23 protein-coding genes and 1 other RNA gene are annotated in these 25,086 nt (G+C 55.5%); 16 read left to right on the top strand and 8 right to left on the bottom strand.

Annotated features, from left to right (window positions below):
• The first annotated feature begins 4 nt into the window (after positions 1–4).
• The 3 genes from BLU05_RS03525 to BLU05_RS03515 all read left to right on the top strand — a co-directional run bounded on the left by BLU05_RS03525 (position 5) and on the right by BLU05_RS03515 (position 5,989).
• On the top strand, positions 5–367 hold the full coding sequence (locus BLU05_RS03525) for a DUF2185 domain-containing protein (RefSeq protein ID WP_091877810.1): 363 nt from the start codon (positions 5–7) through the stop codon (positions 365–367).
• A 323-nt stretch (positions 368–690) separates the two neighbouring features.
• A complete protein-coding gene (locus tag BLU05_RS03520) occupies positions 691–2,100 on the top strand; it encodes an FAD-binding oxidoreductase (protein WP_091877809.1) in 1,410 nt (469 codons plus the stop codon).
• A gap of 85 nt (positions 2,101–2,185) precedes the next feature.
• Positions 2,186–5,989: an AsmA family protein gene (locus BLU05_RS03515; protein ID WP_280139029.1), complete on the top strand. Its 3,804-nt coding sequence runs from the start codon at positions 2,186–2,188 to the stop codon at positions 5,987–5,989.
• A gap of 431 nt (positions 5,990–6,420) precedes the next feature.
• Here the strand turns inward: BLU05_RS03515 and BLU05_RS03510 are convergent, their stop codons facing one another.
• The 4 genes from BLU05_RS03510 to BLU05_RS03495 all read right to left on the bottom strand — a co-directional run bounded on the left by BLU05_RS03510 (position 6,421) and on the right by BLU05_RS03495 (position 8,383).
• A complete protein-coding gene (locus BLU05_RS03510) occupies positions 6,421–6,651 on the bottom strand; it encodes a ribbon-helix-helix domain-containing protein (protein WP_091877807.1) in 231 nt (76 codons plus the stop codon).
• On the bottom strand, positions 6,648–6,860 hold the full coding sequence (locus BLU05_RS03505; RefSeq protein WP_091877806.1) for a DUF4169 family protein: 213 nt from the start codon (positions 6,858–6,860) through the stop codon (positions 6,648–6,650). The genes BLU05_RS03510 and BLU05_RS03505 overlap by 4 nt, the downstream gene beginning before the upstream one ends.
• A gap of 8 nt (positions 6,861–6,868) precedes the next feature.
• Entirely contained in the window at positions 6,869–7,453 is a 585-nt protein-coding gene (locus BLU05_RS03500; protein WP_091877805.1) for an SspB family protein, read from the bottom strand.
• Between the two features lie 216 nt (positions 7,454–7,669).
• Positions 7,670–8,383: a TetR/AcrR family transcriptional regulator gene (locus BLU05_RS03495; RefSeq protein ID WP_091877804.1), complete on the bottom strand. Its 714-nt coding sequence runs from the start codon at positions 8,381–8,383 to the stop codon at positions 7,670–7,672.
• A gap of 210 nt (positions 8,384–8,593) precedes the next feature.
• Here BLU05_RS03495 and BLU05_RS03490 point away from each other — a divergent pair, with 210 nt between their 5' ends.
• Positions 8,594–9,802 carry a multidrug effflux MFS transporter gene (locus BLU05_RS03490; RefSeq protein WP_091877803.1) on the top strand — a complete coding sequence of 403 codons (1,209 nt, stop codon included), beginning with the start codon at positions 8,594–8,596 and terminating at the stop codon, positions 9,800–9,802.
• 59 nt (positions 9,803–9,861) lie between these two features.
• Here the strand turns inward: BLU05_RS03490 and BLU05_RS03485 are convergent, their stop codons facing one another.
• Together BLU05_RS03485 and ssrA are read right to left on the bottom strand one after the other, a co-directional pair.
• Positions 9,862–10,413: an AAA family ATPase gene (locus BLU05_RS03485; RefSeq protein ID WP_091877802.1), complete on the bottom strand. Its 552-nt coding sequence runs from the start codon at positions 10,411–10,413 to the stop codon at positions 9,862–9,864.
• Between the two features lie 120 nt (positions 10,414–10,533).
• Positions 10,534–10,891: a transfer-messenger RNA gene (ssrA, locus tag BLU05_RS03480) on the bottom strand.
• Between the two features lie 146 nt (positions 10,892–11,037).
• Here ssrA and BLU05_RS03475 point away from each other — a divergent pair.
• The 8 genes from BLU05_RS03475 (at position 11,038) to BLU05_RS03440 (ending at position 17,876) form a co-directional block, all read left to right on the top strand.
• On the top strand, positions 11,038–11,349 hold the full coding sequence (locus BLU05_RS03475) for a DUF2853 family protein (RefSeq protein WP_091877801.1): 312 nt from the start codon (positions 11,038–11,040) through the stop codon (positions 11,347–11,349).
• A 116-nt stretch (positions 11,350–11,465) separates the two neighbouring features.
• Positions 11,466–12,260: a thymidylate synthase gene (locus BLU05_RS03470; protein WP_091877800.1), complete on the top strand. Its 795-nt coding sequence runs from the start codon at positions 11,466–11,468 to the stop codon at positions 12,258–12,260.
• Between the two features lie 20 nt (positions 12,261–12,280).
• On the top strand, positions 12,281–13,285 hold the full coding sequence (locus tag BLU05_RS03465) for a DUF4424 domain-containing protein (protein WP_244518138.1): 1,005 nt from the start codon (positions 12,281–12,283) through the stop codon (positions 13,283–13,285).
• Entirely contained in the window at positions 13,282–13,782 is a 501-nt protein-coding gene (locus BLU05_RS03460) for a dihydrofolate reductase (protein ID WP_091877799.1), read from the top strand. The genes BLU05_RS03465 and BLU05_RS03460 overlap by 4 nt, the downstream gene beginning before the upstream one ends.
• A 193-nt stretch (positions 13,783–13,975) precedes the next feature.
• A complete protein-coding gene (gene hflK, locus BLU05_RS03455; RefSeq protein ID WP_091877798.1) occupies positions 13,976–15,082 on the top strand; it encodes an FtsH protease activity modulator HflK in 1,107 nt (368 codons plus the stop codon).
• Positions 15,082–16,005 (top strand): protease modulator HflC, encoded by a 924-nt coding sequence (locus BLU05_RS03450; RefSeq protein ID WP_091877797.1) that lies wholly within the window; start codon positions 15,082–15,084, stop codon positions 16,003–16,005. The genes hflK and BLU05_RS03450 overlap by 1 nt, the downstream gene beginning before the upstream one ends.
• Positions 16,006–16,020: 15 nt before the next feature.
• Complete coding sequence (locus BLU05_RS03445; RefSeq protein ID WP_091877796.1) at positions 16,021–16,206, top strand: DUF2065 domain-containing protein; 186 nt, start codon at positions 16,021–16,023, stop codon at positions 16,204–16,206.
• Positions 16,207–16,337: 131 nt separating this feature from the next.
• On the top strand, positions 16,338–17,876 hold the full coding sequence (locus BLU05_RS03440) for a DegQ family serine endoprotease (RefSeq protein WP_091877795.1): 1,539 nt from the start codon (positions 16,338–16,340) through the stop codon (positions 17,874–17,876).
• A 54-nt stretch (positions 17,877–17,930) separates the two neighbouring features.
• Here BLU05_RS03440 and serB read toward each other — a convergent pair whose 3' ends face one another.
• Positions 17,931–18,818 (bottom strand): phosphoserine phosphatase SerB, encoded by an 888-nt coding sequence (serB, locus tag BLU05_RS03435; protein ID WP_091877794.1) that lies wholly within the window; start codon positions 18,816–18,818, stop codon positions 17,931–17,933.
• A 26-nt stretch (positions 18,819–18,844) separates the two neighbouring features.
• On the opposite strand from serB, the gene miaA reads away from it, so the two are divergent.
• Positions 18,845–19,735, top strand: a complete 891-nt coding sequence (gene miaA, locus BLU05_RS03430) for a tRNA (adenosine(37)-N6)-dimethylallyltransferase MiaA (RefSeq protein ID WP_244518136.1) — start codon at positions 18,845–18,847, stop codon at positions 19,733–19,735.
• Here the strand turns inward: miaA and BLU05_RS03425 are convergent.
• Positions 19,732–21,579 carry an ATP-binding protein gene (locus BLU05_RS03425; protein ID WP_244518135.1) on the bottom strand — a complete coding sequence of 616 codons (1,848 nt, stop codon included), beginning with the start codon at positions 21,577–21,579 and terminating at the stop codon, positions 19,732–19,734. The two genes, miaA and BLU05_RS03425, sit on opposite strands and share 4 nt — an antisense overlap.
• 403 nt (positions 21,580–21,982) lie before the next feature.
• On the opposite strand from BLU05_RS03425, the gene BLU05_RS03420 reads away from it, so the two are divergent.
• From BLU05_RS03420 to BLU05_RS03410, 3 genes are all read left to right on the top strand, one after another.
• Positions 21,983–23,788: an acetolactate synthase 3 large subunit gene (locus tag BLU05_RS03420; protein WP_091877791.1), complete on the top strand. Its 1,806-nt coding sequence runs from the start codon at positions 21,983–21,985 to the stop codon at positions 23,786–23,788.
• Between the two features lie 21 nt (positions 23,789–23,809).
• The gene (gene ilvN / locus BLU05_RS03415) at positions 23,810–24,382 is read left to right on the top strand and encodes an acetolactate synthase small subunit (protein ID WP_091877790.1); all 573 of its coding nucleotides are present in this window, start codon (positions 23,810–23,812) and stop codon (positions 24,380–24,382) included.
• A gap of 109 nt (positions 24,383–24,491) precedes the next feature.
• Positions 24,492–25,085 carry a LysE family translocator gene (locus BLU05_RS03410; protein WP_091877789.1) on the top strand — a complete coding sequence of 198 codons (594 nt, stop codon included), beginning with the start codon at positions 24,492–24,494 and terminating at the stop codon, positions 25,083–25,085.
• The last annotated feature ends 1 nt before the right edge of the window (position 25,086 follow it).

Genomic DNA, 25,086 nt, shown 5'->3' with positions numbered 1-25,086 from the left:
AAGCATGGATAAAACCTATCGACTCACCAAGGACGAGATACGGCCATTGGTCCGCAATTACGGCGGCTGTATCGCAACTGATACGATAACAATCGACGGATATCCCGTGCGCTTCATGTACCGTGAGGACCCGGATAATGAGCTTGATAGCGGCTGGCGTTTTCTCTCTGGTTTCGAGAGTGATGACTATATGGGTGATCCTGAGAACAGCGGGATATTCGACGTCAACACCATCGCCAATTATGATCCCAGCATTATTCCGCTGCTCGACTCGCCCATTGGCAGCGTTTTTGAACGCACTGGCGAGCAGGAACGGTTCGTTCGGGTGACCGATTGGGAACCGAGTGATGATGAGGAGGATGATTAGGGGTTGTATGAATGTAGTTCGTGGTTCGACAAGCTCACCATGAGGGAGAGGGGTGATGAAAGGGAGCCAAGTTCTGCAATGTTTGTGATGCACTCTTTGCGCTTAGCGTTGCATCACCCCTCTCCCTCATGGTGAGCTTGTCGAACCACGGGCCGCGGACCATGCACCGGCGGTGCTGGCGTCATCAACCATATCATTTAAATCAAACCCAGCCCTGACCCTTGCGGTTCTCTCACACAGAGTTACAACTGGACAAGTCGCGTGCACTGACTGAAAATGCGCGCAATTTGAACGAATCCTCGATTGGAATTCTGGAGACTGGAATGGCATTGGCTGATGCAGGAGCAATGGTGCGCAACGAAAATGGTATTGCGACCGTTGTTTCAATTCTCAAGAAAAGATTTGGCGATAGCGCGCAGACGGGAAAATCCATCCGCGAACAGCATGCTCACACCACAAGCTATGTTCCGAACCAGGCTCCCGATCTGGTTGTTTTTGTTGAGAATGTTGAGGATATCCAGGAGATCGTGCGTCTGTGCGGCGAGTGGCATGTGCCGATTATTCCTTTCGGCACCGGCACGTCGCTGGAAGGCCATGTGAACGCGCCTGCGGGCGGGGTTTCCATCGACATGTCGCGCATGAACCGTATCCTCAAGGTCTATAGTGAAGACCTCAATGTCGTCGTGGAGCCGGGGGTTACGCGCAAGGAACTCAACGAATATCTGCGCGATACGGGTCTGTTTTTCCCGATTGATCCCGGCGCAAATGCCAGCCTTGGCGGTATGGCGGCAACCCGCGCCTCGGGCACCAATGCAGTGCGCTATGGCACCATGCGCGAAAATGTTCTGGCACTCAAAGCCGTCATGCCCGATGGCCGGCTGATCAGCACAGCCAAACGGGTGAAAAAGACGTCGGCGGGTTATGATCTGACACGTCTGCTGGTTGGTTCTGAAGGCACGCTTGGCATCATCACGGAACTGACGCTGAAACTCTATGGCATTCCGCAGGCGATCTCCGGTGGTATCTGCACGTTTCCTGATCTGGAAAGTGCCTGCAACACGGTTATCGAAACCATCCAGATGGGTATTCCCGTCGCGCGCATCGAACTGGTCAATACCTTGCAGATGCAGGCAATGGTCAATTATGCGAAGCTTGATTACCCCATCGCACCCTGTCTCTTCCTTGAATTTCATGGCAGCGATGCGGGCGTGGCGGAACAGGCGGAACTTTTCGGAGAGATTGCTGCGGCCAATGGTGGCGGCGCATTCAAATGGACCGTCAATCTGGAAGAGCGCGAAAAGCTGTGGTCGGCGCGGCACAATTCCTATTTTGCCTGCATGGCGCTCGCACCCGGAAAGCAATCGCTTGCCACGGATGTCTGTGTGCCAATTTCGCGGCTGGCCGAATGTATTGTTGAAACGGAAAAAGACATTGCAGCAACCGGTTTGGTCGCGCCGATTGTCGGGCACGCGGGCGATGGCAATTTCCACGTACAGATTCTGTTTGACGACAAGAACCCGGACGAAATCCGTGAAGTGGAAGCCTTTGTCGAACGCCTCATTCTGCGCTCGATTGCCATGGATGGAACCTGCACGGGTGAGCATGGCATCGGGCAGGGGAAAATAAAATTCCTGCGGCTGGAGCTTGGCGGCGCGGTTGATGTGATGGAATCCATCAAGCGGGCTATCGATCCGGGCAATATCATGAATCCCGGCAAGATCTTACGTCTGTAACTTTGCGTTTTGAATCCGCATGTTCGCCCAATTTGTGAACGATGCGGCGTATAGGGTGTTCGGAACGTAGGAATGGAGTGAAACACTGGCACGCCTTTTTGTTTTCATCGGCGGATTACTGGTACTGGTGCTGACTGCGGCACTGGTGGTGCCGTATTTTGTCGATTGGGCGGGCTATCGTTCTTCGTTTGAGCGGGAAGCTTCGGCGCTTCTGGGGCGGCCGGTCACGGTTGCCGGATCTGCCAGCGCGCGCCTTCTACCATTTCCCTCGGTGACATTTTCTGATGTGAAAGTGGGGGATCCCGGATCGGAACCTGTCATGACCATCGACAAGTTTTCGATGGATGCGGAGCTTGCGCCATTCCTGCGCGGTGAAATCCTCATCTTCGACATGCGGCTGGAAAAGCCGACCGCCAAGGTGAATATCGACAAGAATGGTGTGATCGACTGGGCCATCCGCCCGCAGACCTCAATTGGCTCTGCGCAGGTGAAACTGGAAAACATGAAGATCACCGATGGATCAGTGGTGGTGCACGATGCTTCCACGGCGACGGTGCGCACGGTTGATGATCTCGATGCAACGCTTTCCGCGACCAAGTTGAGCGGCCCCTGGAAGTTTGACGGCACCCTGCTTTTCAATGGCGAGAAAACGGCTGTTTCAGCCTCGACAGGCGAAGTGAAAGCCGATGGCTCGCTGAATGTCCATGCACGGGTCACGCCGGATGGAATGCCCGCGGTGCTTGAAACTGATGGCGGTATCACTCTCGACAAGGGGGCGCTGAAATATGCCGGCAATATCAATATCCGCTCTGTTGATGAAACCGCGCCCAAGATGGGAAGTGCGGGCAAGGCGGAAAATGCGAACAAGAATAGCGCGGTTGCTGAGAAGCCGCTGCTATCAAGCGTGCGTGTAACCGGACGCTTTGAAGCCGACCATGCGCGGATATCCATTCCTGACTTCCGTATGGAGCAGGGGACCACTGATGATCCTTACATCGTCAATGGCAATGCGCTTTTTGACTATGGCAAGAACCCACGCTTTGAAATCAGGGCTGACGGCCAGCAGGTCACATTCAGCGATCAGAATGAAGATTCGAAGGGCAGCCAACCGAAACCGCACACGGCGGCGCAGCGGCTCGGAGTGTTCCGCCGCCTGATGGATCAGCTCCCGATACCGACCGTTCCGGGTACGATTGATCTGAAGCTGCCTGCGATTGTGGCTGGAGATACGACAATCCGTTCAGTGACGATCGATGCGGAACCGTCAGGTGGCGAGTGGAAAATCAACCAGCTTCGGGCGGAATTGCCCGGGCGGACCCAATTTGAAGCCAATGGCATGTTGCAGATTGGCGAGAATTTCGGTTTTGACGGTAAACTCCTCGTGGCCTCGCGCCAGCCCTCTGGTCTCGCTGCATGGCTGACGGATACTGTTGACGAGTCGATCAGGCGTCTTCAGGGGGCGGGTTTTTCCGGTGACGTGAAGCTGCATGATGATTTGCAGCGCATTGACAATCTTGAGGTAGCGCTTGGCGGCGCGTCGCTAAAGGGTTCGCTGATCCGTAGTGCCAAAGGCGAATCCGTGCCGCTGACCCAGTTGACACTGGAGGGCGGCGCGCTGGATGGCGACGCGCTGGAAGCCTTTGCCGCAATCTTTGGCCGGAATGCACCATCGGAGGCGGGTAAGGGATCGCCGCAACTGGCGGGCGAAGACCTCGATGTGCGATTGAAAGCTGGTCCGGTCAGCCATGGCGGGTTGGTGGCCGAGAGCCTTGATACGGGTTTTCGCCTGCGCGATGGAGTTTTCGATATTGACCGTTTGACGGTCGGCGATCTTTCCGGGGCAACGATTACCGCTACGGGCAGGATGGAGCCGTTCAAGGATGAACCGACGGGTTCGCTGGATGCCACCATTCTTGCAGATGACCTTGCTCCATTTGTTTCAGCACTGGCGAAGCGATTTCCCGACTTTCCTTTTGTCACAGCCTTGAATGAACATGCCGCGAAATTTCCCGGACTATTCGAGGAAACGCAATTGAGCATCCTCGCCAATGCTCTCCATGGCAAAAATGCAGCGGATGAATTTTCCCTCAGTGCCTCGGGAAAAACCGGTGGCATGAATGTAACCTTATCAGGCACAACCAGTCAGGGCGCCGACAAGCTCCGGGCGCTTGAGCTGACCATGAATGCACGCACGGACCATGGCGAGAACCTGATGGCCCTGATGGGGCTTCCGGCGCTGCCGCTTGGCTTCGCTGGTGAGCTTGAGGCTGATCTTGCGCTCAAGGGCAATGGCAAGGATGGCATTCAGACCCAGCTTTCCCTTAAAGCGCCGGATGGCCAGGCACTGCTCGATGGCAGTTTGCGCAGCACCGGCGGCCTGTTGAACGGGGAAGGGCGCGCTTCGATCAAAGCCAGCGACATCGAGCCCTATCTTGCAACCGCTGGTTATTCTCTGCCGGGCTTCGGCAGCGGTATGCCGGTGGATATGGCCAGCAGCTTTCAGCTTGCCAAGGGCAGGCTGGTGCTGCCCGATCTTAACGGTAAAGTGAATGATACCAAGATGGCGGGCCGGCTTGATCTTGGAACAGAGAACAATATTCCCGATGTTCAGGGTAATCTGACTTTCAGCAAGCTTGATCTGTCCTCGGTGGCGCAGTTCATGCTCGGCACCAGCACGCTTGATGCGAGCGGGCAAAAATCATGGCCCAAAGAAGTCTTTGCCAAAGCGCCATTGTTTCCCGTTGGTTTCAATCTGAAAATCAAGGCTGACGAGGCCGACGCAGGACTTCTGGGGCCTGTGACCAAGCTGCAATCAACCGCCTCGCTGAAGGATGGCTATTTGCGGCTTGATGACACGCAAGGGGATGTGCTCGGCGGCAACTTCAAAGGCATGTTTGAACTGCGCAATACGGGCGGCAATGGTCTGGCCACCGGCCAGTTCACGCTGGAGCAGGCGACCCTTGATGATCTCTATACGCCCGATGATCATGAACCCTTGATGGGTGCGGCCAAGATTGTCGCATCGGTCAATGCGACCGGAACATCCATTGCGGATATGATGGCGTCTGTTGCAGGTTCCGGCGTTGTGTCCGTCGACGATCTGGCTGTTGACGCCATCAATCCCGGTGCGCTCAAGCCCATTTTGAACGATGCCGACAATCTGCCGGGGGCGATTACGTCAGATGCGATCAGCGCCGTCATTGGCAAATATCTGCATGCAGGGCCGTTCAATGCCGGAGCGGCGGAGTTCGCCTTTACCATTGCGGGCGGCATGGCGCGAACCTCGACATTCCAGCTGAAAAGCGAAGGCGCGACACTCAATGCGGATCTGCGCCTCAATCTGCCTGATATGACAATGGCTTCGCAGGGACGCTTTTCCTTTGATCCGGGCAAGCTGGTAGTTGCCGGGGCCGAACCGGTTGTGGAATTTACCGGGGAAGGGCCATGGCGTGCGCCGAAATGGACACTCAACCGTCAGCCGCTGGAACAGTTCCTGACCCAGCGCACGCTGGAGCGCGAGCAGCAGCGGGTCGAAACCATGCAGGCATCGCTGGTGGAAAAGCAGCGCCTGCGGCGCGAGGCGCTGTTTTATCAGAGCAAGGCGACGGAACGGCAGAAACTGGCTGAAGAAGCAAAGTTGAAAGCGGAGCAGGAAGCCGCAGCCAAAGCAGAAGCCGAAAGACAGGCGGCGGAAAAGGCTGCTGCGGAGAAAGCCGCAGCAGAAAAAGCAGCGGCAGAGAAGGCAGCTGAAGAGGCCGCGCGCAAAGCCCGCGAGCAGCAGGCTCCCGCCAATGGCGGTGCACAAGCCGAACCACCGCAGGGAACCGGCTCCATCAACAAGCAGTCAGTCGATGATTTTCTGAAAACGCTAGGCCCGACGGTTCAGTAACATCCTTGGGCGATGGGGCGATTGCAGATCAACAGCGCGTGATTCGACAAACAACCATGAGGGACACACCCATCTCCGTCATCCTCGGGCTTGACCCGAGGACCCGTACCTTAAAAGTACTGAACATTCAGATGATTTCATCTTCTTAGCCGTGGGTCCTCGGGTCAAGCCCGAGGATGACGGAGATGGGTGTTCGAGGGCGGCGGAGAAGGCGGGGGTGGTAGGGAAAGCGAGGATGACGGGAGAGGGGTTCGAGAAGGACGGAAATGGGCGGGTTACAGGGAGTAAAGCCTTGCAATCTTTGTGATTAGCAATCTTTGCGATTATCGTTGCATCCTCACTCTCCCTCATGGTGAGCTTGTCGAACCACGAACCACGAACCACGAACTCCAAGCTCACTCTTTGCAGATTTATGGAGTCAAGACGGTGGCTTATGAGGTGGGCTTCATCCCGTTCATCACCCAATCCAGCGCGTAGATGCGGAGCGCAGAGGAGAGGTTGGAATTACGGTCGCGGCCCTCGTCAATGTCGGCTATCAGACCTGCGACCGTCATATCCCGGCTTTCGGCGATGGATGTGATGATGTCGTAGAATGGGTCTTCAAGGGAAAAGCTGGTGCGGTGACCGCGGATGGTCACGGAGCGTTTGCGCACAAGGCTCAAGGCTTGTCCTTGTCGGCGTCAATGGAAGGCGGCTGGCCCTCAAGCCGGTTGCTGTCGAGAAACAGTTCGCTCTTGCGGTTGGCGCTCTGTTCGAACTGCTTTTCGGTTTTGGTGCGGCCAAAAACAATCCGGTTCTCGGCCGCAGTCTGCTCTTTTGCGTCCTTCGCCTTGCGCTTTTTGAATTGCCGCAGATTGACGATGTCGGCCATATCAGCGGCTACTTTTTCTTCCGGAAGGAATCCAGCGAAACAACGGAGGCTGATGTCTTTTCGCCGCCTTCCTCGCGCGCCGCATCGGTTTTCTCACCGCCAGCTTTCACAGGCTTCTTGGCCGATTTGGCTGCTGGCTTGGGCTTGGAACCCGAAGAGGCGGTTTTGGGCTTTTCGGCTGTTGGCACCGGCGCGATGCTGGTAATGCCCTGATCGTTGTCGCCAACGGTTTCTTCCACCTCGACATCGAACTCCAGCTCGAAATTGACGGAGGGGTCATAGAAGCCGCGAATAGCCGAGAAAGGAACCACAAGACGCTCGGGCACGTCACCAAAGGACAGGCCGACTTCGAAAAGCGTGTCAGTCACCTGCAGGTCCCAGAACTGGTGCTGCAGCACGATCGTCATCTGCTCGGGATATTTTTCGTGCAGACGTGTGGATATGCGCACGCCCGACGCACCGGTCAGGAACGTGACGAAAAAATGATGGTTGCCAGGAAGACCAGCCTTGGCGACTTCTCCAAGGACTTTGCGGATAACGCCGCGTAGCGCTTCCTGGGCCAGTATATCGTAGCGGATCATATCTTGTGGCATGCACTCTTATCCCATGGATTCGCCCCTCTCTGTCAAGCAGAGAAGACAAACGTATTTGAGCCATTATGGCGCATGGATAAAGGAATTGCGACTGGTTGTAAGCGCCTGATGTAAATAATGCTTGTCCCTCACATCTTGGGAGGTTGTGTGAGCCTCCTCACCGATGCTGTGAACGAGACAAAGTTGCTGCCATTTCCCTGAGTTTGAGGGAGCGTTTCAGCCAACGGCTTTGACGGGAGGTTGACTAGCAGGTGCATTTGTCGCGGGTGCCGAATAAGCCCTGAGGAAGGTGCGCACCGCATTGCGCGCTGCCGTTTCCAGCTGTTCATCGGTCGGCGATTCGCCAAACAGCGTGAGTATTTGCAGATCAGCGTTGACCAAGGCGAGAAACTGCCGGGCGGCCAGATCAAAATCCTCCATCTGCAACGCACCGCCATAGGAGAGGCGGGCAAACAGCGCGGCGAGGGCGGTGCCGATCTTGCCGGGACCATGCTTGCGCCAACCCTCGAACAGTTGCGGATAGCGCTCGCCCTCGGACTGCACGAGCTTGCGCAGGAATTTGCCGTCCTGATTGCACAGGCAATTCTTGGTCAATCGAACCGCGAAAGCGCTTAAATCATCTTCAAGACTATCCGGCTTGTCGGGAAATGTCGCCAGAATGGAATAGAGACTGGAGTTGGTGCGGTTCATCACATCTTCCACCACAGCGGTAAAGAGTGTTTCCTTTTCGCGGTAGTGGTTGTATATGGTCTGGCGCGAAACGCAGGCTTCCACAGCGATTTCGTCAATACTCGCTCCGGCAAAGCCTTCACGGCAAAATACTTCCGCCGCCGCATCCAATATCGATAGTCGTTTTGAACATTGACCGCGTTGAGTATGGCCAAGAATAGGGCCGGTCGCCTTGTGCGCTGCTTCTTTTGGATTTCTCATGAACCAAAGATAAGGCGCATTGACGTTTTAGACAATAGTGTCTAATTTGACACTTGTGTCTAAAAATATTGACACACTGTTTTGTGATGTGACGAGCGTCCTCCCAAGCGCGCCGCCGCTTTGCAGGTAAGAATTCTGAACCTCTCCTGAGAGCAATGCAGCGCAGAAGCTGAAGAGCGTCACGCTGCCGTTTTCTGAAAGAAAAACACCATGACGACCTCATTCTTTCGTACGGCCCTCATTCTGGGGCTCCTGTCGGCCATCGGGCCCTTTGCGATCGACATGTATCTTCCGGCGCTGCCATCAATCGGCAAGGATTTGAGCGCGGAAAACAATGTCGTGCAGATGAGCCTTCTTGCCTTCTTTATCTCATTTGCCATCTTCCAGCTGATCTACGGGCCGCTTTCCGATATGTGGGGCCGTAAAGCACCGCTTTATATGGGTATCGGCCTGTTTGCCGTGGCCAGTGTTGGCTGCGCGCTTTCCAAGGACATTGAAACGCTGATCGCCTTCCGTTTCCTGCAGGGGATTGGCGGTGCGGCGGGCATGGTTGTTCCGCGCGCTATCGTTCGCGATATGCATACGGGTGTGCAGGCTGCGCGTCTGATGTCATTGCTGATGCTCGTATTCAGCATCTCGCCGATCCTGGCGCCGCTGACAGGCAGTGCTGTCATCAGCTTTTACGGCTGGCGCGGCGTATTCTGGGCGGTGACGATTGCGGCTTTCATTGGCCTGATCCTGCTGTCGACGCAGCTAAAGGAAACCCGGCCACAGGCTGCACGCGTCGAAAGCGGCCTTGGCAGCGCCATGGCGGCTTATCGTCTGCTGCTCGGCGACCGCAATTTTCTGACGCTCACCTTCATCGGCGGTCTGGGTATTTCAAGCTTCCTCGTCTACCTCGCCAACTCGCCTTTCGTGCTGATTGACCATTATGGCCTGACGCCAACGCAATACAGCATCGCCTTCTCGATCAATGCGGTTTCGTTCTTCACGGTATCGCAGTTGACGGGCTGGCTGGGTGATCGCTTTGGTCTGGTACGGGTCATGCGCATGGCGCTGACAGCATTCTCGTTCACCATGGCTGCAATGGTTGTGGTGATGGCGCTTGGCTTCAATCAGCTGCCTGTATTGGCGACGTTCCTCTTCATCGGCTACGGCTTCCTTGGGCTGGTTATCCCGACCACTGCGGTGCTTGCCCTTGAAGATCATGGCGAGATTGCCGGTACAGCTTCAGCCCTGATGGGAACACTGCACTTCGTGACAGCAGCCGTTGCCATGGTCATTGCGGGCCTGTTCTTCGACGGTACAGCATTGCCGATGGCGGCGGGCATAGGCCTATGCGCCGTGGCTGCCTTTATCCTCACACAGGTAACCATTGCGCGCCGCCGCGTGGTGGAAGTGGAAGCTGCCGCTGAATAATCGGCCCCTAGCATTGATAAGACAAAGGCCCGGAATGAACAGTTCCGGGCCTTTTGCTTTCAGAGACCACCAAGGCGGGCAAGGATGAAATCGGCGCGTTCGGCAACGGAGCACTTGGGAACCTCGACAAGATTATAACCACTTTGCGCATAGGCGTTTGCCAGCGCGCTGTATGTCAATTCTGCTTCCTCCAGTGTCTGCTTGCGTTCGGCATCCTGTTCGAAAATCTCCGGCCATGGCGGCAGGATGAACACGCTGGGGTTGTAACGAAACAGTTTTGCTGCCTGTCTTGCGTGCTCGGGGACCGGAAGTCCAATGAGGTCGAGATAACCAAGAACATCCGGCACGCCGCGATCAAAGAACACGATTCCTTCCTGCTCAGCGGCTTCTCCATAGGATCGCAGTTCCCATGAAAGCATCAGCTCGGCAAACAGCGCCTTGTTCTGCCAGGGCAGGGCTGGTCCGTTGATGGCCTGATAATTCTGGATAATCGCGCGGCCCGCTTCCGGCGCGGTGGCATAGCCGCGTTCTTTCAGGGCGCAGATGAGGGTTGTCTTGCCCGCTCCCGGTCCGCCGGTAAGGATCACGTAGCGGTCATTGCTCTTATGCATGGATAGACTCCTGACGGCGCAGTGCAGCCCTGCCGCCATGCGCGAATGTTGATGAAATGGAAAAAGAATGCGCAAAGCCTGAGGATGGCTTGCAGCGCTGGAGATGTTCAGAAGGGGGAAAGTGGAGGTTTCTGTTGCCAGGTACCTCCGAACCCCGCCTAGAAGTGCGAACCCCTAGGACTTAATTTGAAGCGATCACACCGCAATTAAGCAGCGAGACGTGCTTCCGCATAGTTGTCGTTTGCAACTACTGAGTTAGCCCGATAACGGTGGTACAATGCCGAGCAAAAGATCGATCTTTACACCCTTGTCGATCCTATTTCGCCCCCGCCACAATGCAGTCTTTCAACTGCACTCTGGTGGAGGCGCCGGGTACCGCCCCCGGGTCCAATGGGCTTATTACATCGTCCGTTTATCACTATAGCTGGCCGAGACCAGCAGGACCTATATAGGTCGTGTCGCGACGAAATGAAAGAGTGGCATTGACAGGTTCCTGTTGGTGGGGAATGTTTCTTTCTGTCAAATGAGTCATCGCCTCATGCATCTGCCGGTTGTGCGATGTCTTTCGTGTCAGGGAGCGTTACAGTGCTTGGGCGCTGAACCTAACAATCAGGGGATTTATCCATGAGTGACTATCTAAAAGATGTACGCATTTATGATGCCGGTGCCGATGAAGCCACGGTAGCCAAAATCGTCAAACATCTCGGAATTGCTCTGCGCAACAAAGATTCTTCGCTCGTTTCCTGCTCGGACCCGGAAGAATTGGGCCGTGTTCGCACCAGTTGGGTTGGCAAGAAGCTTGGCGTTACCGATGCTGCCAAGGCCGATGCTGCCATTCACGCCGTCTGCGAAAAGATGAAAGCCGACCGTTCCAAGGGGCGCGTCACCTTCTATTATCTGACGGCAAAAGAACTCGGACTGCTCGGCAGCCTCTGATTGTCCTCACGGATAAAATATAATCCCCGGTGATTCGCCGGGGATTTTGATAGCTGTGCTTGTGGATCACATAGAAGTTTTACTATTTCACAGAGCGAATCTGCTAAAGAGAAGCCATGCGCGCCTATCTTGATCTTTTACAGCATGTGCTCGATACGGGCATTGATCGTGGTGACCGGACCGGTACCGGCACGCGGTCCGTTTTCGGCTACCAGATGCGATTCGACCTGTCTGACGGTTTTCCCGTGCTGACAACGAAGAAGCTGCATCTGAAATCCATCATCCATGAACTCCTCTGGTTCCTGAACGGCGAAACCAATATCGCCTATCTGAAGGAAAACGGCGTGACGATCTGGGATGAATGGGCCGATGAGAATGGCGACCTCGGACCCGTCTATGGTTATCAATGGCGTTCATGGCCAGCGCCCGATGGCCGCCATATCGACCAAATCGCGAATCTTGTCAGTGCGATAAAGCAGAATCCTTATTCGCGACGTCTGATCGTTTCAGCGTGGAATCCGGCGCTTGTCGATGAAATGGCACTGCCGCCATGCCATTGCCTGTTCCAGTTCTACGTGGCCGACGGAAAGCTCTCCTGTCAGATGTATCAGCGCTCTGCGGATATTTTCCTCGGCGTGCCCTTCAATATCGCATCCTATGCCTTGCTGACCATGATGGTGGCGCAGGCTACCGGATTGAAGCCGGGCGATTTCGTTCACACGCTGGGCGACGCCCATCTTTATGCCAACCATTTCGAGCAGGCAAAGCTGCAATTAAGCCGTACCCCCGGTCATTTGCCAACTATGCGTATCAATCCTGACGTGAAAGATCTCTTCGCCTTCAAGTTCGAAGATTTCAATCTAGAGAACTACGTCTCAGAACCGAGCATCAAGGCACCCATCGCCGTATAGGCAATTGTCTGGAGGACATCGTGCTGAAACGCTTGTGTTTAACCGCTCTGCTTGCTTCGCTTACTTACCCTTCCATGTCATGGGCAAATGACTCAACCGCCTCGCTGGCAACCGGCGGTCTGGTCTTTTTGCGCAATCAGGACATTTGGATGAGACAGGAAGACCTGTTTATCTCCCAAAAACAGGTCCGGGTCGATTACGTCTTCAGCAACAGCGCCAAGGAAGATGTCGAAAGCGTGGTGGCATTTCCAATGCCTGACATGCGGCTTGACACCCAATCCATGGTATCAATACCGGACCCGGCGTCCGATAATTTCTTTGATTTTAGTGTCACAGCAGACGGACAACCCATCAAGCCGCAATTGCAGCAAAGGGCGGTTGCCGGTGGTCTCGACGTTACGGATATTTTGACCGGGAAGGGGATAGCCGTATCGCCCTTTGACAGCAAAGTGATAGCGGCGATCAACGCCCTTGATGACAACACGAAGAATGACTGGATGAGCCGGGGGCTGCTTGTCGACAGTGGCGAACTTGTCGACGGCAAGTTGAGCTATGCCCCGGCATGGATATTGAAGGCGACCTTCTGGTGGTCGATGAAGTTTCCGGCTGGCAAGGAGATACGGGTCTCGCATCGCTATACGCCGAGCGTCGGCGGTTTTGTTGCCATCCGGTTTGATCCTCTGGCCAAAACCCCGTCAGCGGAAGATGCGGCGCATGCGCGAAAATATTGCCGCGACAAGGATTTTGATCAGACTGTTGCCAAAGTCTTGCAGAAATATGCGGTGAACAGCTATCCCTTTCGTGAAAGCTGGATTTCCTACGTCTTGACCACAGGTGCCAATTGGGCGGGGCCCATTCAGAATTTCAAACTGACAGTTGATAAGGGTGATCCTGATAATTTGATCAGTTTCTGTGGCACCGGGATCAAAAAGACGGGACCAACCACCTTCGAAATGACCGCCAAGGACTTTTTACCCGAAGAAGATCTCAACATTCTGGTTCTCGAAAGGAACAAGGTCCCATGATCAGTTTTGTCGTGGCCGTCGCACAGAACGGTGTTATTGGCCGTGACAATGGTCTGCCCTGGCGCTTGTCCTCTGACCTGAAGCGTTTCAAGGCTGTTACGATGGGCAAACCCATCGTAATGGGTCGCAAGACATGGGACACTCTTGGCAAGCCATTGCCGGGACGCACCAATATCGTCATTACCCGCGATCCGGCCTTTGCCGTGGAGGGCGTTATCGCGGTCCGTTCGGTTGACGAGGCGCTGATGATTGCCGGAAGCCATGCGGCGGCTGACAAGGTTGACGAAATCTGTGTGATCGGCGGCGGTGAGATTTATCGCCAGCTGCTTGACCGGGCAGACCGGCTTCACATCACATGGGTTCTGGCGAATATTGAAGGCGATGCTTTCTTCCCCCCGATTGATCCCAAGATCTGGAACGAAGTTTCTCAGGAAGAATTTCCCGCAGGCGAAAAAGACAATTATCCAACACGCTACGCAATTTACGAACGGCGCTGAAAATGGCACTCCGTATAGGTCTTGATATGAAAATGTCGTGATAAGGGGTCATAATCATTCATCTTTTTACCAAATAAGCATGAAAAACCGCGCCGCGCGTTGAAAGCGGGCCTCGCGATCCCTATAAACGGGAAGTCGGGTTAGAGGGACGTTGCCATGGGGTGGCGAATCTCGTCCAAAATATGAGGTAGGAATGCCCTGGAGTAATCAGAATGGTGGCGGCGGCCCTTGGGGTGGCGGCGGTAACAATAACGGTGGTGGCGGAGGTCCATGGGGCCAAAAACCACAGGGTGGAGGCCCCGGTGGCAATCCACCCGACCTTGAAGATATTATCCGCCGTGGTCAGGATCGTCTGCGCCAGGCACTTCCCGGTGGTACTGGCAGCAGCTCGACGATTTTCGGACTTGTTGCGCTTGCGCTCGTTGCTTTTTGGCTTTTTCAGTCGATCTATACGGTCCAGCCGGATGAACGCGCTGTAGAGCTGCGTTTCGGCAAGCCGAAGGCAGATATTGCCGAGCCCGGTCTGCATTTCCATCTGTGGCCAATCGAATCCTATGAAAAGGTGCAGATCGTCGAGAAGCAGAAGAACATTGGCGGACAGGGTGTATCCGGCGCCAGAGAAGGTCTGATGCTGACGGGTGACCAGAACATCGTGAATGTTCAGTTCTCCATTCTTTACCGCGTTTCCGACCCGGTTGCTTACCTGTTCCATGTGCAAAATCCTGAGAATATGGTGCAGCAGGTCTCCGAAAGCGCGATGCGCGAAATCGTTGGCCGCAGCCCGGCACAGGACATTTTCCGCGATAATCGTGCTGGCATAGCCAATGACGTGCGCGGCATCATCCAGAAGACACTGGATGATTACGGTTCCGGAATAGCTGTCAACGCTGTCTCGATCGAAGATGCTTCGCCACCGCGTGAAGTTGCCGATGCCTTCGATGAAGTGCAGCGTGCCGAGCAGGATGAAGACCGTTTCGTTGAAGAGTCGAACCAGTATTCCAACCAGAAGCTGGGTCAGGCTCGCGGTGAAGGCGCGCAGATCCGCGAAGATGCTGCCGCTTACAAGAACCGGATCGTGCAGGAAGCACAGGGTGAGGCGCAGCGCTTTACCTCTGTTTACGACCAGTACGTCAAGGCGCCGGAAGTGACCCGCAAGCGTCTTTACCTCGAAACCATGGAGCGTGTGCTGAAGGACTCGAACAAGGTGATTGTCGACCAGAAAGATGGTCAGGGAATTGTGCCCTATCTGCCCTTGTCAGAGATCACCAAGCAGCAGCGCCAGACCGAGGGGACAAAGTAATGAACCAGAACCGTTTACCTCTTATTGCGGGTCTGATCGCATTCGTCGCCCTGCTGGTTTATTCGTCGGTTTTTGTCGTCAATGAACGTCAGCAGGCCATTGTCCTGCGCTTTGGTCAGATCGTTGATGTGAAAACGCAACCGGGCATCTATTTCAAACTGCCATTCGGCTTTTTGGAAGCCGACAATGTCCAGATGGTCGAAGATCGTCTCCTGAGCTTTGAACTCGACAATATCCGTGTTCAGGTTTCGGGCGGCAAGTTCTATGAAGTCGATGCTTTCCTCGTCTATCGCATTACCGATCCACGCAAGTTCCGCCAGACGGTGTCGGGTGACGTGGATTTTGCGCAGGCTCGCTTGAAGACACGTCTCGATGCGTCCTTGCGTAGCGTTTATGGTCTGCGTGGATTTGAAGCTGCGCTTTCTGATGAACGTGCGGGCATGATGCGTGAAGTGCGCGAGCAACTGCGTCCCGATGCGGAATCGCTTGGTCTTGAGATTGCCGATGTGCGTGTTCGCCGGACTGATCTGACACAGGAAGTCTCGCAGCAGACCTATGAGCGCATGAAAGCTGAACGTCTCGCACAGGCCGAGTTCCTGCGCGCCCGTGGCCGTGAAGCTGCACAGCGCATCAAGGCGATTGCCGATCGTCAGGTGGTCGAGATCGTTGCGGAAGCCCGCAAGGAATCGGAAATCGCCCGAGGTGAAGGTGAAGGCGAGCGCAGCCGTATCTTCGCTGATGCCTTCTCCAAGGACCCGAGCTTCTTCGCCTTCTATCGTTCGATGGCGGCTTATGGTGCGGCGCTGGATAATACGGGAACAACGATGGTGCTTTCGCCCAATTCCGAGTTCTTCCGTTATTTCCAGGATGCCAATGGCACTCTACCACCGGCACCGCCTGCTCTTCCAAAACCTGCCCCATAATCGGGGCAGGTGAAGATGATTGATTTTCTGGATGCCGTAGGGCTGTTCCTCGTCTTTGAGGGGCTGCTCTACGGCTGTTTCCCACTCATCGCAAAACGCGTCGCCCGGGATGTTAGTGCCCAGCCCGATGGTTTTTTGCGTATTGCCGGTGTCGCGTCCATCGCCCTTGGCGTGGGAATCGTCTGGCTTGCACGGGGGTAATGGCGGTCCCGCCATTACCAAACTTGATCAAGCTTGCGACCATGGCCATATTTTCGTCTACTCTCGCGGCTCTGTTGTAATCCGTCGCCATTTATTTTTTAATCTGTCCATACAGACAAAGGCCCGAACGCATGGTTTTCACTCCTGGTCGCCCGTTTTTCCGTTCTGCCACCGCGATAATAGCGCTGGTTGCGCTGTCCGCCACCAGCGTGGCACCAGCCTTTGTGACTGTCGCCGCAGCACAGTCAGCGCAGCCAAGAGCGCAAGGCCCGGCATCGGTTGCCGATCTTGCCGAGGGCCTGCTGGATGCGGTGGTGAATATTTCGACATCACAGACCGTGAAGGGGCAGGACGGCGATTCTGATTCCGGACCGGTTCCGATGCCAAAGGTCCCGGAAGGATCGCCATTTCAGGAGTTTTTCGACGAATATTTTGGCAAGCAGAAGCCAGGCGAAAGCAATCCATCCCGCAAGGTTCAGTCGCTTGGCTCCGGATTTGTCATTGATGCGGAGCAGGGCATTGTCGTGACCAACAATCACGTTATTGCCGATGCCGACGATATCGAAGTCAATTTTACCGACGGTTCCAAGCTGAAGGCGGAGCTGGTCGGCAAGGATACCAAGACAGATCTTGCGGTTCTCAAGGTTGATCCAAAGAAGCACAAGCTTGTCGCGGTCAAGTTTGGCGATTCCTCGAAAGCCCGTATTGGCGATTGGGTCATGGCCATTGGCAATCCGTTCGGCCTCGGCGGTACCGTCACTGTCGGTATCGTTTCGGCGCGTAACCGCGATATCAATTCCGGCCCTTATGACAATTTCATCCAGACCGACGCGGCAATCAACCGGGGCAATTCCGGTGGACCACTGTTCGACATGTATGGTCAGGTGATTGGCATCAACACGGCAATCATTTCGCCAACGGGCGGATCGATCGGCATTGGTTTCGCCATTCCGGCCGAACTTGCATCCGGCGTTATTCAACAGCTACGCGACCATGGTGAAGTGCAGCGCGGCTGGCTGGGTATTCGCTTTCAGCCGGTTACGGATGATATCGCTGAAAGTCTGGGAATGACATCGGGCAAGGGCGCACTGGTTGCCGGTGTTATTGATGGCGGACCCGTTGCCAATGGTTCGCTGCTTGTTGGTGACGTCATTACAAAATTCGACGGAAAGTCTATCAATAATGTGAAAGATTTGCCGCGCGCCGTTGCGGAAAGCCCTGTCGGTAAGGAAGTCGATGTGGTCATTGTCCGCAAGGGCAAGGAACAGACGGTCAAGGTCACGCTTGGCCGCCTTGAAGACACTGACGACAAGGGCAAAGGTAAGGACAAGCCCAAGTCGCAGACCGATCAGGACGAAGACTCTTCGCAGGACGTGGATGTTCTGGGGATGTCGCTCGGTGTTCTCGATGAGGCAACCAGAAAGACATTTGGCATTGCCAAAGAGGTCGAAGGCGTTCTGATTATCGAAGTACAGGCTGAATCGGTCGCTGCGAACAAGCGGATCGAGGCTGGCGATGTCATCGTCGATATCGCGCAGGAAACCGTCAAGACACCTGAAGAAGTAGCCAAGCGGATTGAAAAGCTACGCGACGAAGGCCGCAAGAACGCCCTGTTGATGCTCGCATCAAAGACCGGCGAGTTGCGCTTCGTGACCCTGCAGATGAATTGATACTATCGAGATCAACAAAAAGGCGGCCAGTGGCCGCCTTTTTCATGTGCACCATCAGATAACGAAATCAGTCTTGCGATAGCCTTGGATATAAAGCAGTGCGGTGAGATCACCATGATCGACACGCACTTTTGCCTGCGCGGCAACTGACGGCTTGGCATGCAGGGCGACACCGGTGCCCGCGAGCTGCAACATACCGAGATCATTGGCGCCATCACCCACAGCAAGGGCTTCCTCCGGGGAAAGATTGAACCGCTCGCAGATGGCGTTGAGCGCTGCGACCTTGGCCTCACGGCCAAGAATGGGTTCGCTGACTTCGCCTGTCAGCGTTACGCCATTGTCGAGCAAAGTATTGGCGCTGTTCTCGTGAAAACCGATCATGGCGGCGATGCGCTGGGTGAACACGGTGAAGCCACCGGAGACGAGCGCCGTATAGGCACCGTGTTTTTTCATTGTGCGGACCAGTTCCGGCCCGCCGGGCATGAGCGTGATACGGCTGGCAATGACCTTGTCGATCACCGTATAGGGCAGGCCCTTGAGCAGGGCGACGCGTTCACGCAAGGCGGGTTCGAATTCGATTTCGCCATTCATCGCGCGGGCGGTAATGGCGGCTACCTTGTCACGCAGGCCAGCCTCTTCGGCCAGTTCGTCAATGCATTCCTGCTGGATCATGGTGGAATCCATGTCGGCAATCAGGACCTTCTTGCGCCGGATATCCTGCTCCTGCACCACGATATCGATGGGCTCGCCATCAACGATCCGCGCCAGTTCCGCATGGCTTTCCACCGGGTCAGACCCTGTCCGCAAAGCGAGATCGCAGGCAATTCCGTCGGCCAGCCAATAAAGTCCTGTTGCATTGACTGCCGCTGAGGCTTTAATCCCCAGCGATGGGCTGAGACTGGGTGAAGCCGGATTGGCGATAAGCGTGGCCATCAAGGGCATGAGCATTTCCTGATTGGACGATTGGTGTGACAAGAAGACAGACAATCCTGATAGCCGGACCAACGGCAAGCGGCAAGTCGGCATTGGCGCTGCGCTTGGCCAAAGAGGTTGATGGCTGGATCGTCAACGCCGATTCCATGCAAGTCTATGATGTGCTTGATGTGCTGACGGCGCGGCCGGGTCCTGATGATCTGCGTGAAGCACCGCATTTTCTCTATGGCCACGTTGCGCCGTCGACTGCTTATTCCACCGGGCGCTGGTTTGCCGATGTGGAACATTTTTTGAAAACCGAGGCCGCCGGTGATCGTCCGCTGATCTTTGTCGGCGGTACGGGGCTTTATTTCCGGGCATTGCTCGGGGGGCTGTCGGCCATGCCGGATATTCCGGATGCTGTCAGGGCTTACTGGCGTGAACAGGACGCGAAAGCAGGGGCAGCACAGCTTCATGCTGTTCTAAAAGAGAAAGACCCGCAGGCGGCGGCGATTTTGCGCCCGACCGACAGTCAGCGCATTGTGCGGGCATTGGAGGTGATTGATGCGTCAGGGCGTTCGATTGTCGATTGGCAAAAGGAAACCGGCACGCCTTTGATCGATACTGTTTCTGCCCGCAAGATCGTGATTGAACCGGATCGTCCGTGGCTTGGCGAACGGATCGCGATGCGCTTTCAGGCGATGATAGAAAAGGGTGCGGTTGAAGAGGTTAAAGCCTTGCTGGCGCTTGGTCTTTCAACTGATCTTCCCGCCATGCGTGCCATCGGGGTGAGTGAGATTGCGCAAATGCTGGATGGTGCCATCAGCCCCGCGCGCGCCGCCGAATTGTCGACCATTGCGACGCGGCAATATGCGAAACGGCAAATGACATGGTTCCGCAATCAGTTGGGCGATGACTGGGAGCGGATCGCCTATCCCCAGACTTAAGTTTTATCGCTGCGGAAACTGCGGATGAGGTCGCTGGCGCGCAAACCCTCCGTCTCTGATCGCGCTGGCTTCCGTGGTTCCTCGATAATCGGAACGCTCACGGCCTCGGCTGCCCGCCATTGGGTTCTGATCGGTTCGCGCTGAATCGGCGCTGCGGGCCGCTGCACCATGACAGGTTTTTCGAAGGCGCTAAAATTGCCTGATGTGTCATCACCAGTGGCGCTGTCGGCTGCGTTCAACTGGCGCATGCGATTGAGGATCATATCCAGCGAGACGTGGCTGTCACCGGAGCGTACGGCCTCTTGCTGCTGTGTCATATGGGCGGCTGGCAGATGTTCAGGTGCAATGGTTTCAAACATCATGCGCATCGGCGTTGGCACGGCTTCACCGAAGGCAATTGCCTCGCGATTGGCGATGGATGACAGGAAACCCACGGTGCTCTGCGATGCGCCGCTGATCGCGCCGCGAATGATTTCCTGATCGCGCTCATTGCCGAGCCGCATGGCGAAAACAGTGCTGCACTGGGAAAGGATTGTCGAGTCAAGCTCGCCGGGACGCTGGGTGATAACAGCGAGGTAAACGCCGTATTTGCGGCCTTCCTTGGCGATGCGGGCGATGGCTTGGCGTGTCGGCCAGAAACCGGCGGAGGTATCGGCGGGGATATAGCGGTGTGCTTCCTCGCAGACCACGAGTGTTTGCACATTGCCATCGCTGGAGACGGCAAGGTCAAACGCCATGCGGCAAAGAACCGAAGCGACGGAATTCACCACTTCCGCCGGCAATCCCGCCAGCTGGAAAACACAGATTGGCCGGTCATTCTTGGGTACGCGAAAAATATGGCCGAGTGTCTGGCGCATCGTATCAAGCGTGGTGGGCGCTGAAAACATGAAACGATAGCGTGGATCGGCGATCAATGCCTGCAACCGATAACGCAGCGCTTTCAGGGTCGGGCGATCAGTCTTGCCATCCAGCTGGCCAATACGCTCATCCAGCAGCTTCATCAGATCGGCCATGCGGTAGGGCACAGGCGTGTCGGCAGTCATTGAGGCGGAATCGCGCTCCCTCTTCAACAGGGAAGACGCCGGGGTGGATTCCGTATTGGCAAAGCGCTCTTTGGCAAGCGGTATCAGGTCGCGCAGAATGTCGATTTCAGCCGTGATCGACGGGCGTCCGCGAAAAACCGCTTCACCGAATTCTTCAAGCCGGAACATCCAGTAGGGCAGGTCAAAGGTGCTGTAATCAATGGAAATGGCAAGATCAGGAAAAGCGCTGGCAAATTCATTGTGGGGATCAAGAATAAGCACGCGCAAATCCGGGCGCTGTGAGATGATTTTCCGCAGGAGCAGCGTCACGGCGCTGGATTTGCCGACGCCGGTACTGCCAAGCACGGCGAAATGGCGCGAGATCAAGCTGTCGATTGAGATCAGCGCGGGGATGTCGGCATTTTGCGACAGATGGCCGATGGATACGGTATTTTTCAGGGATGTCGTGTAGATCGTGGCGAGATCAGCCGCGCGGATGCGGTGGGCGATGGCACCCATATGCGGATAGGTTCTGATGCCGCTGGAAAAGCGCAGCTTGCCGTCCTCATGCGTATCGACCTGACCGACAAGCTCCACATGGATATGGATGCTCTGATCGACATCCTGTTGCCATTCGGCATTGGGCAGATCAACCTTGTAAACAAGACCGACCACGCGGCTGCCCGCAACCTGAATGGAAATAAGCTGGCCGACGGACCAGTAATCCTCCGATGCAGTGATTGATGGTCCGGTCATCGCGTGGATGGTGGCCTTATCGCCATTGCACTCGATGACATGACCATCGGTCCGGTTGCGAACCATTGGTCTTTCCTGTGCGGAGGGCAGGGCTTCGGCGCTCATTGGTGGTGATCAATCCCGGAACTTGGCAGCGAGATTAAACTTTAGTCGTAAGGCATTGAGAATATCTTAGCGATGAATTTCGCATTTGAAGGATGTTGCGCCAAAGCAGCCCTTTGTTTGCAAACATTTCAAATTCCTCAATTTTGCCGTTGACGGATAGAATTTGCTTAATTATCGTCCGCGACCATGAAAACAGTTCTTATCGTCGTGGGACCGCGCATGGGCAGGGTGTTGTAAGCACCCGGCGGAAGCTCCCATGCGCGAAACACAGGCTCCTTCGGGGGCTTTTTTTATTTCCAAACATTACGCAAACGAAAACACCTTCTGGAAGGCTTTAAGCCGCAGAGTATACGGGAAGAGACCGATGACCGCAGACAAGCAGGATAGTGACAACCACGCATCGCAACGACGGGAGATGACCGGGGCCGAAATGGTCATCCAGGCACTCATCGATCAGGGCGTGACGGATATTTTCGGTTATCCGGGTGGTGCGGTCCTTCCCATTTATGATGAGCTGCATCAGCAGGACAAAATCAACCACGTTCTGGTTCGCCACGAGCAGGGCGCGGGGCATGCGGCTGAAGGCTATGCCCGTTCGACCGGCAAGGTTGGCGTTATGCTGGTGACTTCAGGTCCCGGTGCCACCAATGCGGTGACGCCATTGCAGGATGCGCTGATGGACTCGATCCCGCTGGTTTGCATCAGTGGTCAGGTTCCGACAACGCTCATCGGTTCGGATGCGTTTCAGGAGTGTGATACAATCGGCATCACGCGTCCCTGCACCAAGCACAACTGGCTGGTGAAGGACGTCAATGATCTGGCGCGTGTTCTGCACGAAGCCTTCCACGTTGCCCGCACCGGCCGTCCCGGTCCGGTTCTCGTTGATGTTCCGAAGGACGTTCAGTTTGCCACCGGCTTCTATACACCGCCGGAAACATCGCCGCGCACCAGCTATCGTCCAAAAGTCGAGGGCGATATCGAGGCAATCAAGCAGGCTGTTGCATTGATGGCAACTGCCAAGCGCCCGGTCATCTATTCCGGCGGCGGCGTTATCAATTCCGGCCCGCAGGCCAGCCAGTTGCTGCGCGAACTGGTTGAACTGACCAATTTCCCGATCACTTCGACCCTGATGGGCCTCGGTGCCTATCCTGCATCCGGCAAGAACTGGCTGGGAATGCTCGGCATGCACGGCACTTACGAAGCCAATATGACAATGCATGATTGTGATGTCATGGTCTGCATCGGCGCGCGTTTTGATGACCGCATCACCGGTCGTCTCAATGCGTTCTCGCCCAATTCCAAGAAAATTCACATCGATATCGATCCGTCCTCGATCAACAAGGCGGTTCGCGTTGATATCCCTGTGATCGGCGATGTTGGCCGGGTTCTGGAAGATATGATCCGCCTGTGGCGCGCCACATCCGAGCGTCCTGACAAGAAGGCGATGGGTGAATGGTGGTCGCAGATCGATAAATGGCGCGGGCGCAAATCACTGTCCTATACCCGCAACAAAGACGTGATCATGCCACAATATGCATTGGAGCGGCTCTATGAACTGACCAAGGATCGCGACACCTTCATCACCACGGAAGTTGGCCAGCACCAGATGTGGGCGGCGCAGTTCTATGGCTTTGAAAAGCCGAACCGCTGGATGACGTCGGGTGGTCTCGGCACCATGGGTTATGGCTTGCCAGCAGCATTGGGTGTGCAGATTGCCCATCCGAATTCGCTGGTTATCGATATTGCCGGCGATGCTTCGGTGCAGATGACCATGCAGGAGATGAGCGCGGCGGTGCAGTATGAAGCGCCAATCAAGATTTTCATCCTGAACAACCAGTATATGGGCATGGTCCGCCAGTGGCAGCAGTTGCTGCATGGCAACCGCCTGTCGCATTCCTATACGGAAGCCCTGCCGGATTTCGTCAAGCTGGCGGAAGCCTATGGCGGCCATGGCATTCGCTGCGAAAAACCCGATCAGCTGGATGATGCCATTCAGGAAATGATTGATGTCAAAAAGCCTGTTCTGTTCGATTGCCGCGTGGCCAATCTGGCAAACTGTTTCCCGATGATTCCATCCGGCAAGGCGCATAATGAGATGCTATTGCCCGACGAAGCCACCGATGAAGCCGTTGCCAACGCTATCGATGCCAAAGGTCGGCAGCTCGTTTAAGAAACCGGAGAGAAGAACCAAATGAACGCTCAAAATCTAGCCTCCGGCTCGGCATATTTCATTGCCAAGGAGACAGAACTACCGATCACCACAGTGCTATCGGTTCTCGTTGACAATGAACCCGGCGTCCTTGCCCGTGTCATCGGCCTGTTCTCCGGGCGTGGCTACAACATTGAAAGCCTCACCGTCTCTGAAACCGAGCATGAGCAGCATCTGTCCCGCATCACCATCGTGACACGGGGCACGCCGCATGTGCTCGACCAGATCCGCCACCAGCTGGAGCGCATTGTTCCGGTGCACCGGGTGGTTGATCTTTCCGTGCGTGCGGATGAGCTTGGCAATGACAAGCCGATCCAGCGCGAGCTGGCGCTGGTCAAGGTGGCCGGTCTTGGTGAAAACCGCAACGAGGCACTGCGCCTTGCCGATGCATTCCATGCCAAGGTGGCCGATGCCACCACGGAACATTTCATCTTCGAAATAACCGGCAAGGGTTCAAAGCTCGACCAGTTCATCGCCATCATGAAGCCGCTTGGCCTCGTGGAGATTTGCCGGACAGGTGTCGCCGCCATGAACCGCGGCCCGCAGGGCATGTAAGCTTCAACGATCAAACTCAGGGATACGTAATTGTATCCCTGACAAGATTGCGATTGAGCCATACCTGCCTGACGCTTACATCTCCCCAACGCATCAGGTCTGGTTTGTCATGTCGCTCGAAATCTTTTTCACATTGCTGGTCTTTGCCTTTGTTACGTCGATCACACCCGGGCCGAACAATCTGATGTTGCTGGCCTCCGGTGTGAATTTCGGCTTCAAGCGCACCATTCCGCACATGTTTGGCATTGGCAGCGGCTTTTTCACGCTGCTGATCGGCGTCGGGCTTGGCCTTGGCGCGCTGATCCAGACTATTCCGCTTGTCTACACGATCCTGAAATTCGCCGGTGGCGCTTATCTCGTCTATCTTGCTTACAAGATCGCCACATCACGCTCGCTGGGCGCTGTGGATGGCAATACGCGGCCCATGACATTTATGGAGGCAGCGGCGTTCCAGTGGATCAATCCCAAGGCGTGGGTGATGGCGGTGACTGCCATGGCCACCTATACCGCGCCACAATCCTATTACCTCACGGTTCTGATCGTCGGCATCGCCTTTGCGGTGGTGAATATCCCGTCGGTATCAAGCTGGGCCATATTTGGCCAGTTCATGCGCGGCTGGTTGTCCGATCCCGCGCGACTGAAATGGTTCAATATTTCAATGGCCGCCTTGCTGGTTGCCAGTCTCTGGCCGATGCTGAAATAGC

Origin of the sequence: Phyllobacterium sp. OV277 (genome assembly GCF_900104355.1) — a bacterium.
Taxonomy (GTDB): domain Bacteria; phylum Pseudomonadota; class Alphaproteobacteria; order Rhizobiales; family Rhizobiaceae; genus Phyllobacterium.
This window is presented reverse-complemented; position numbering and strand designations above follow the sequence as displayed.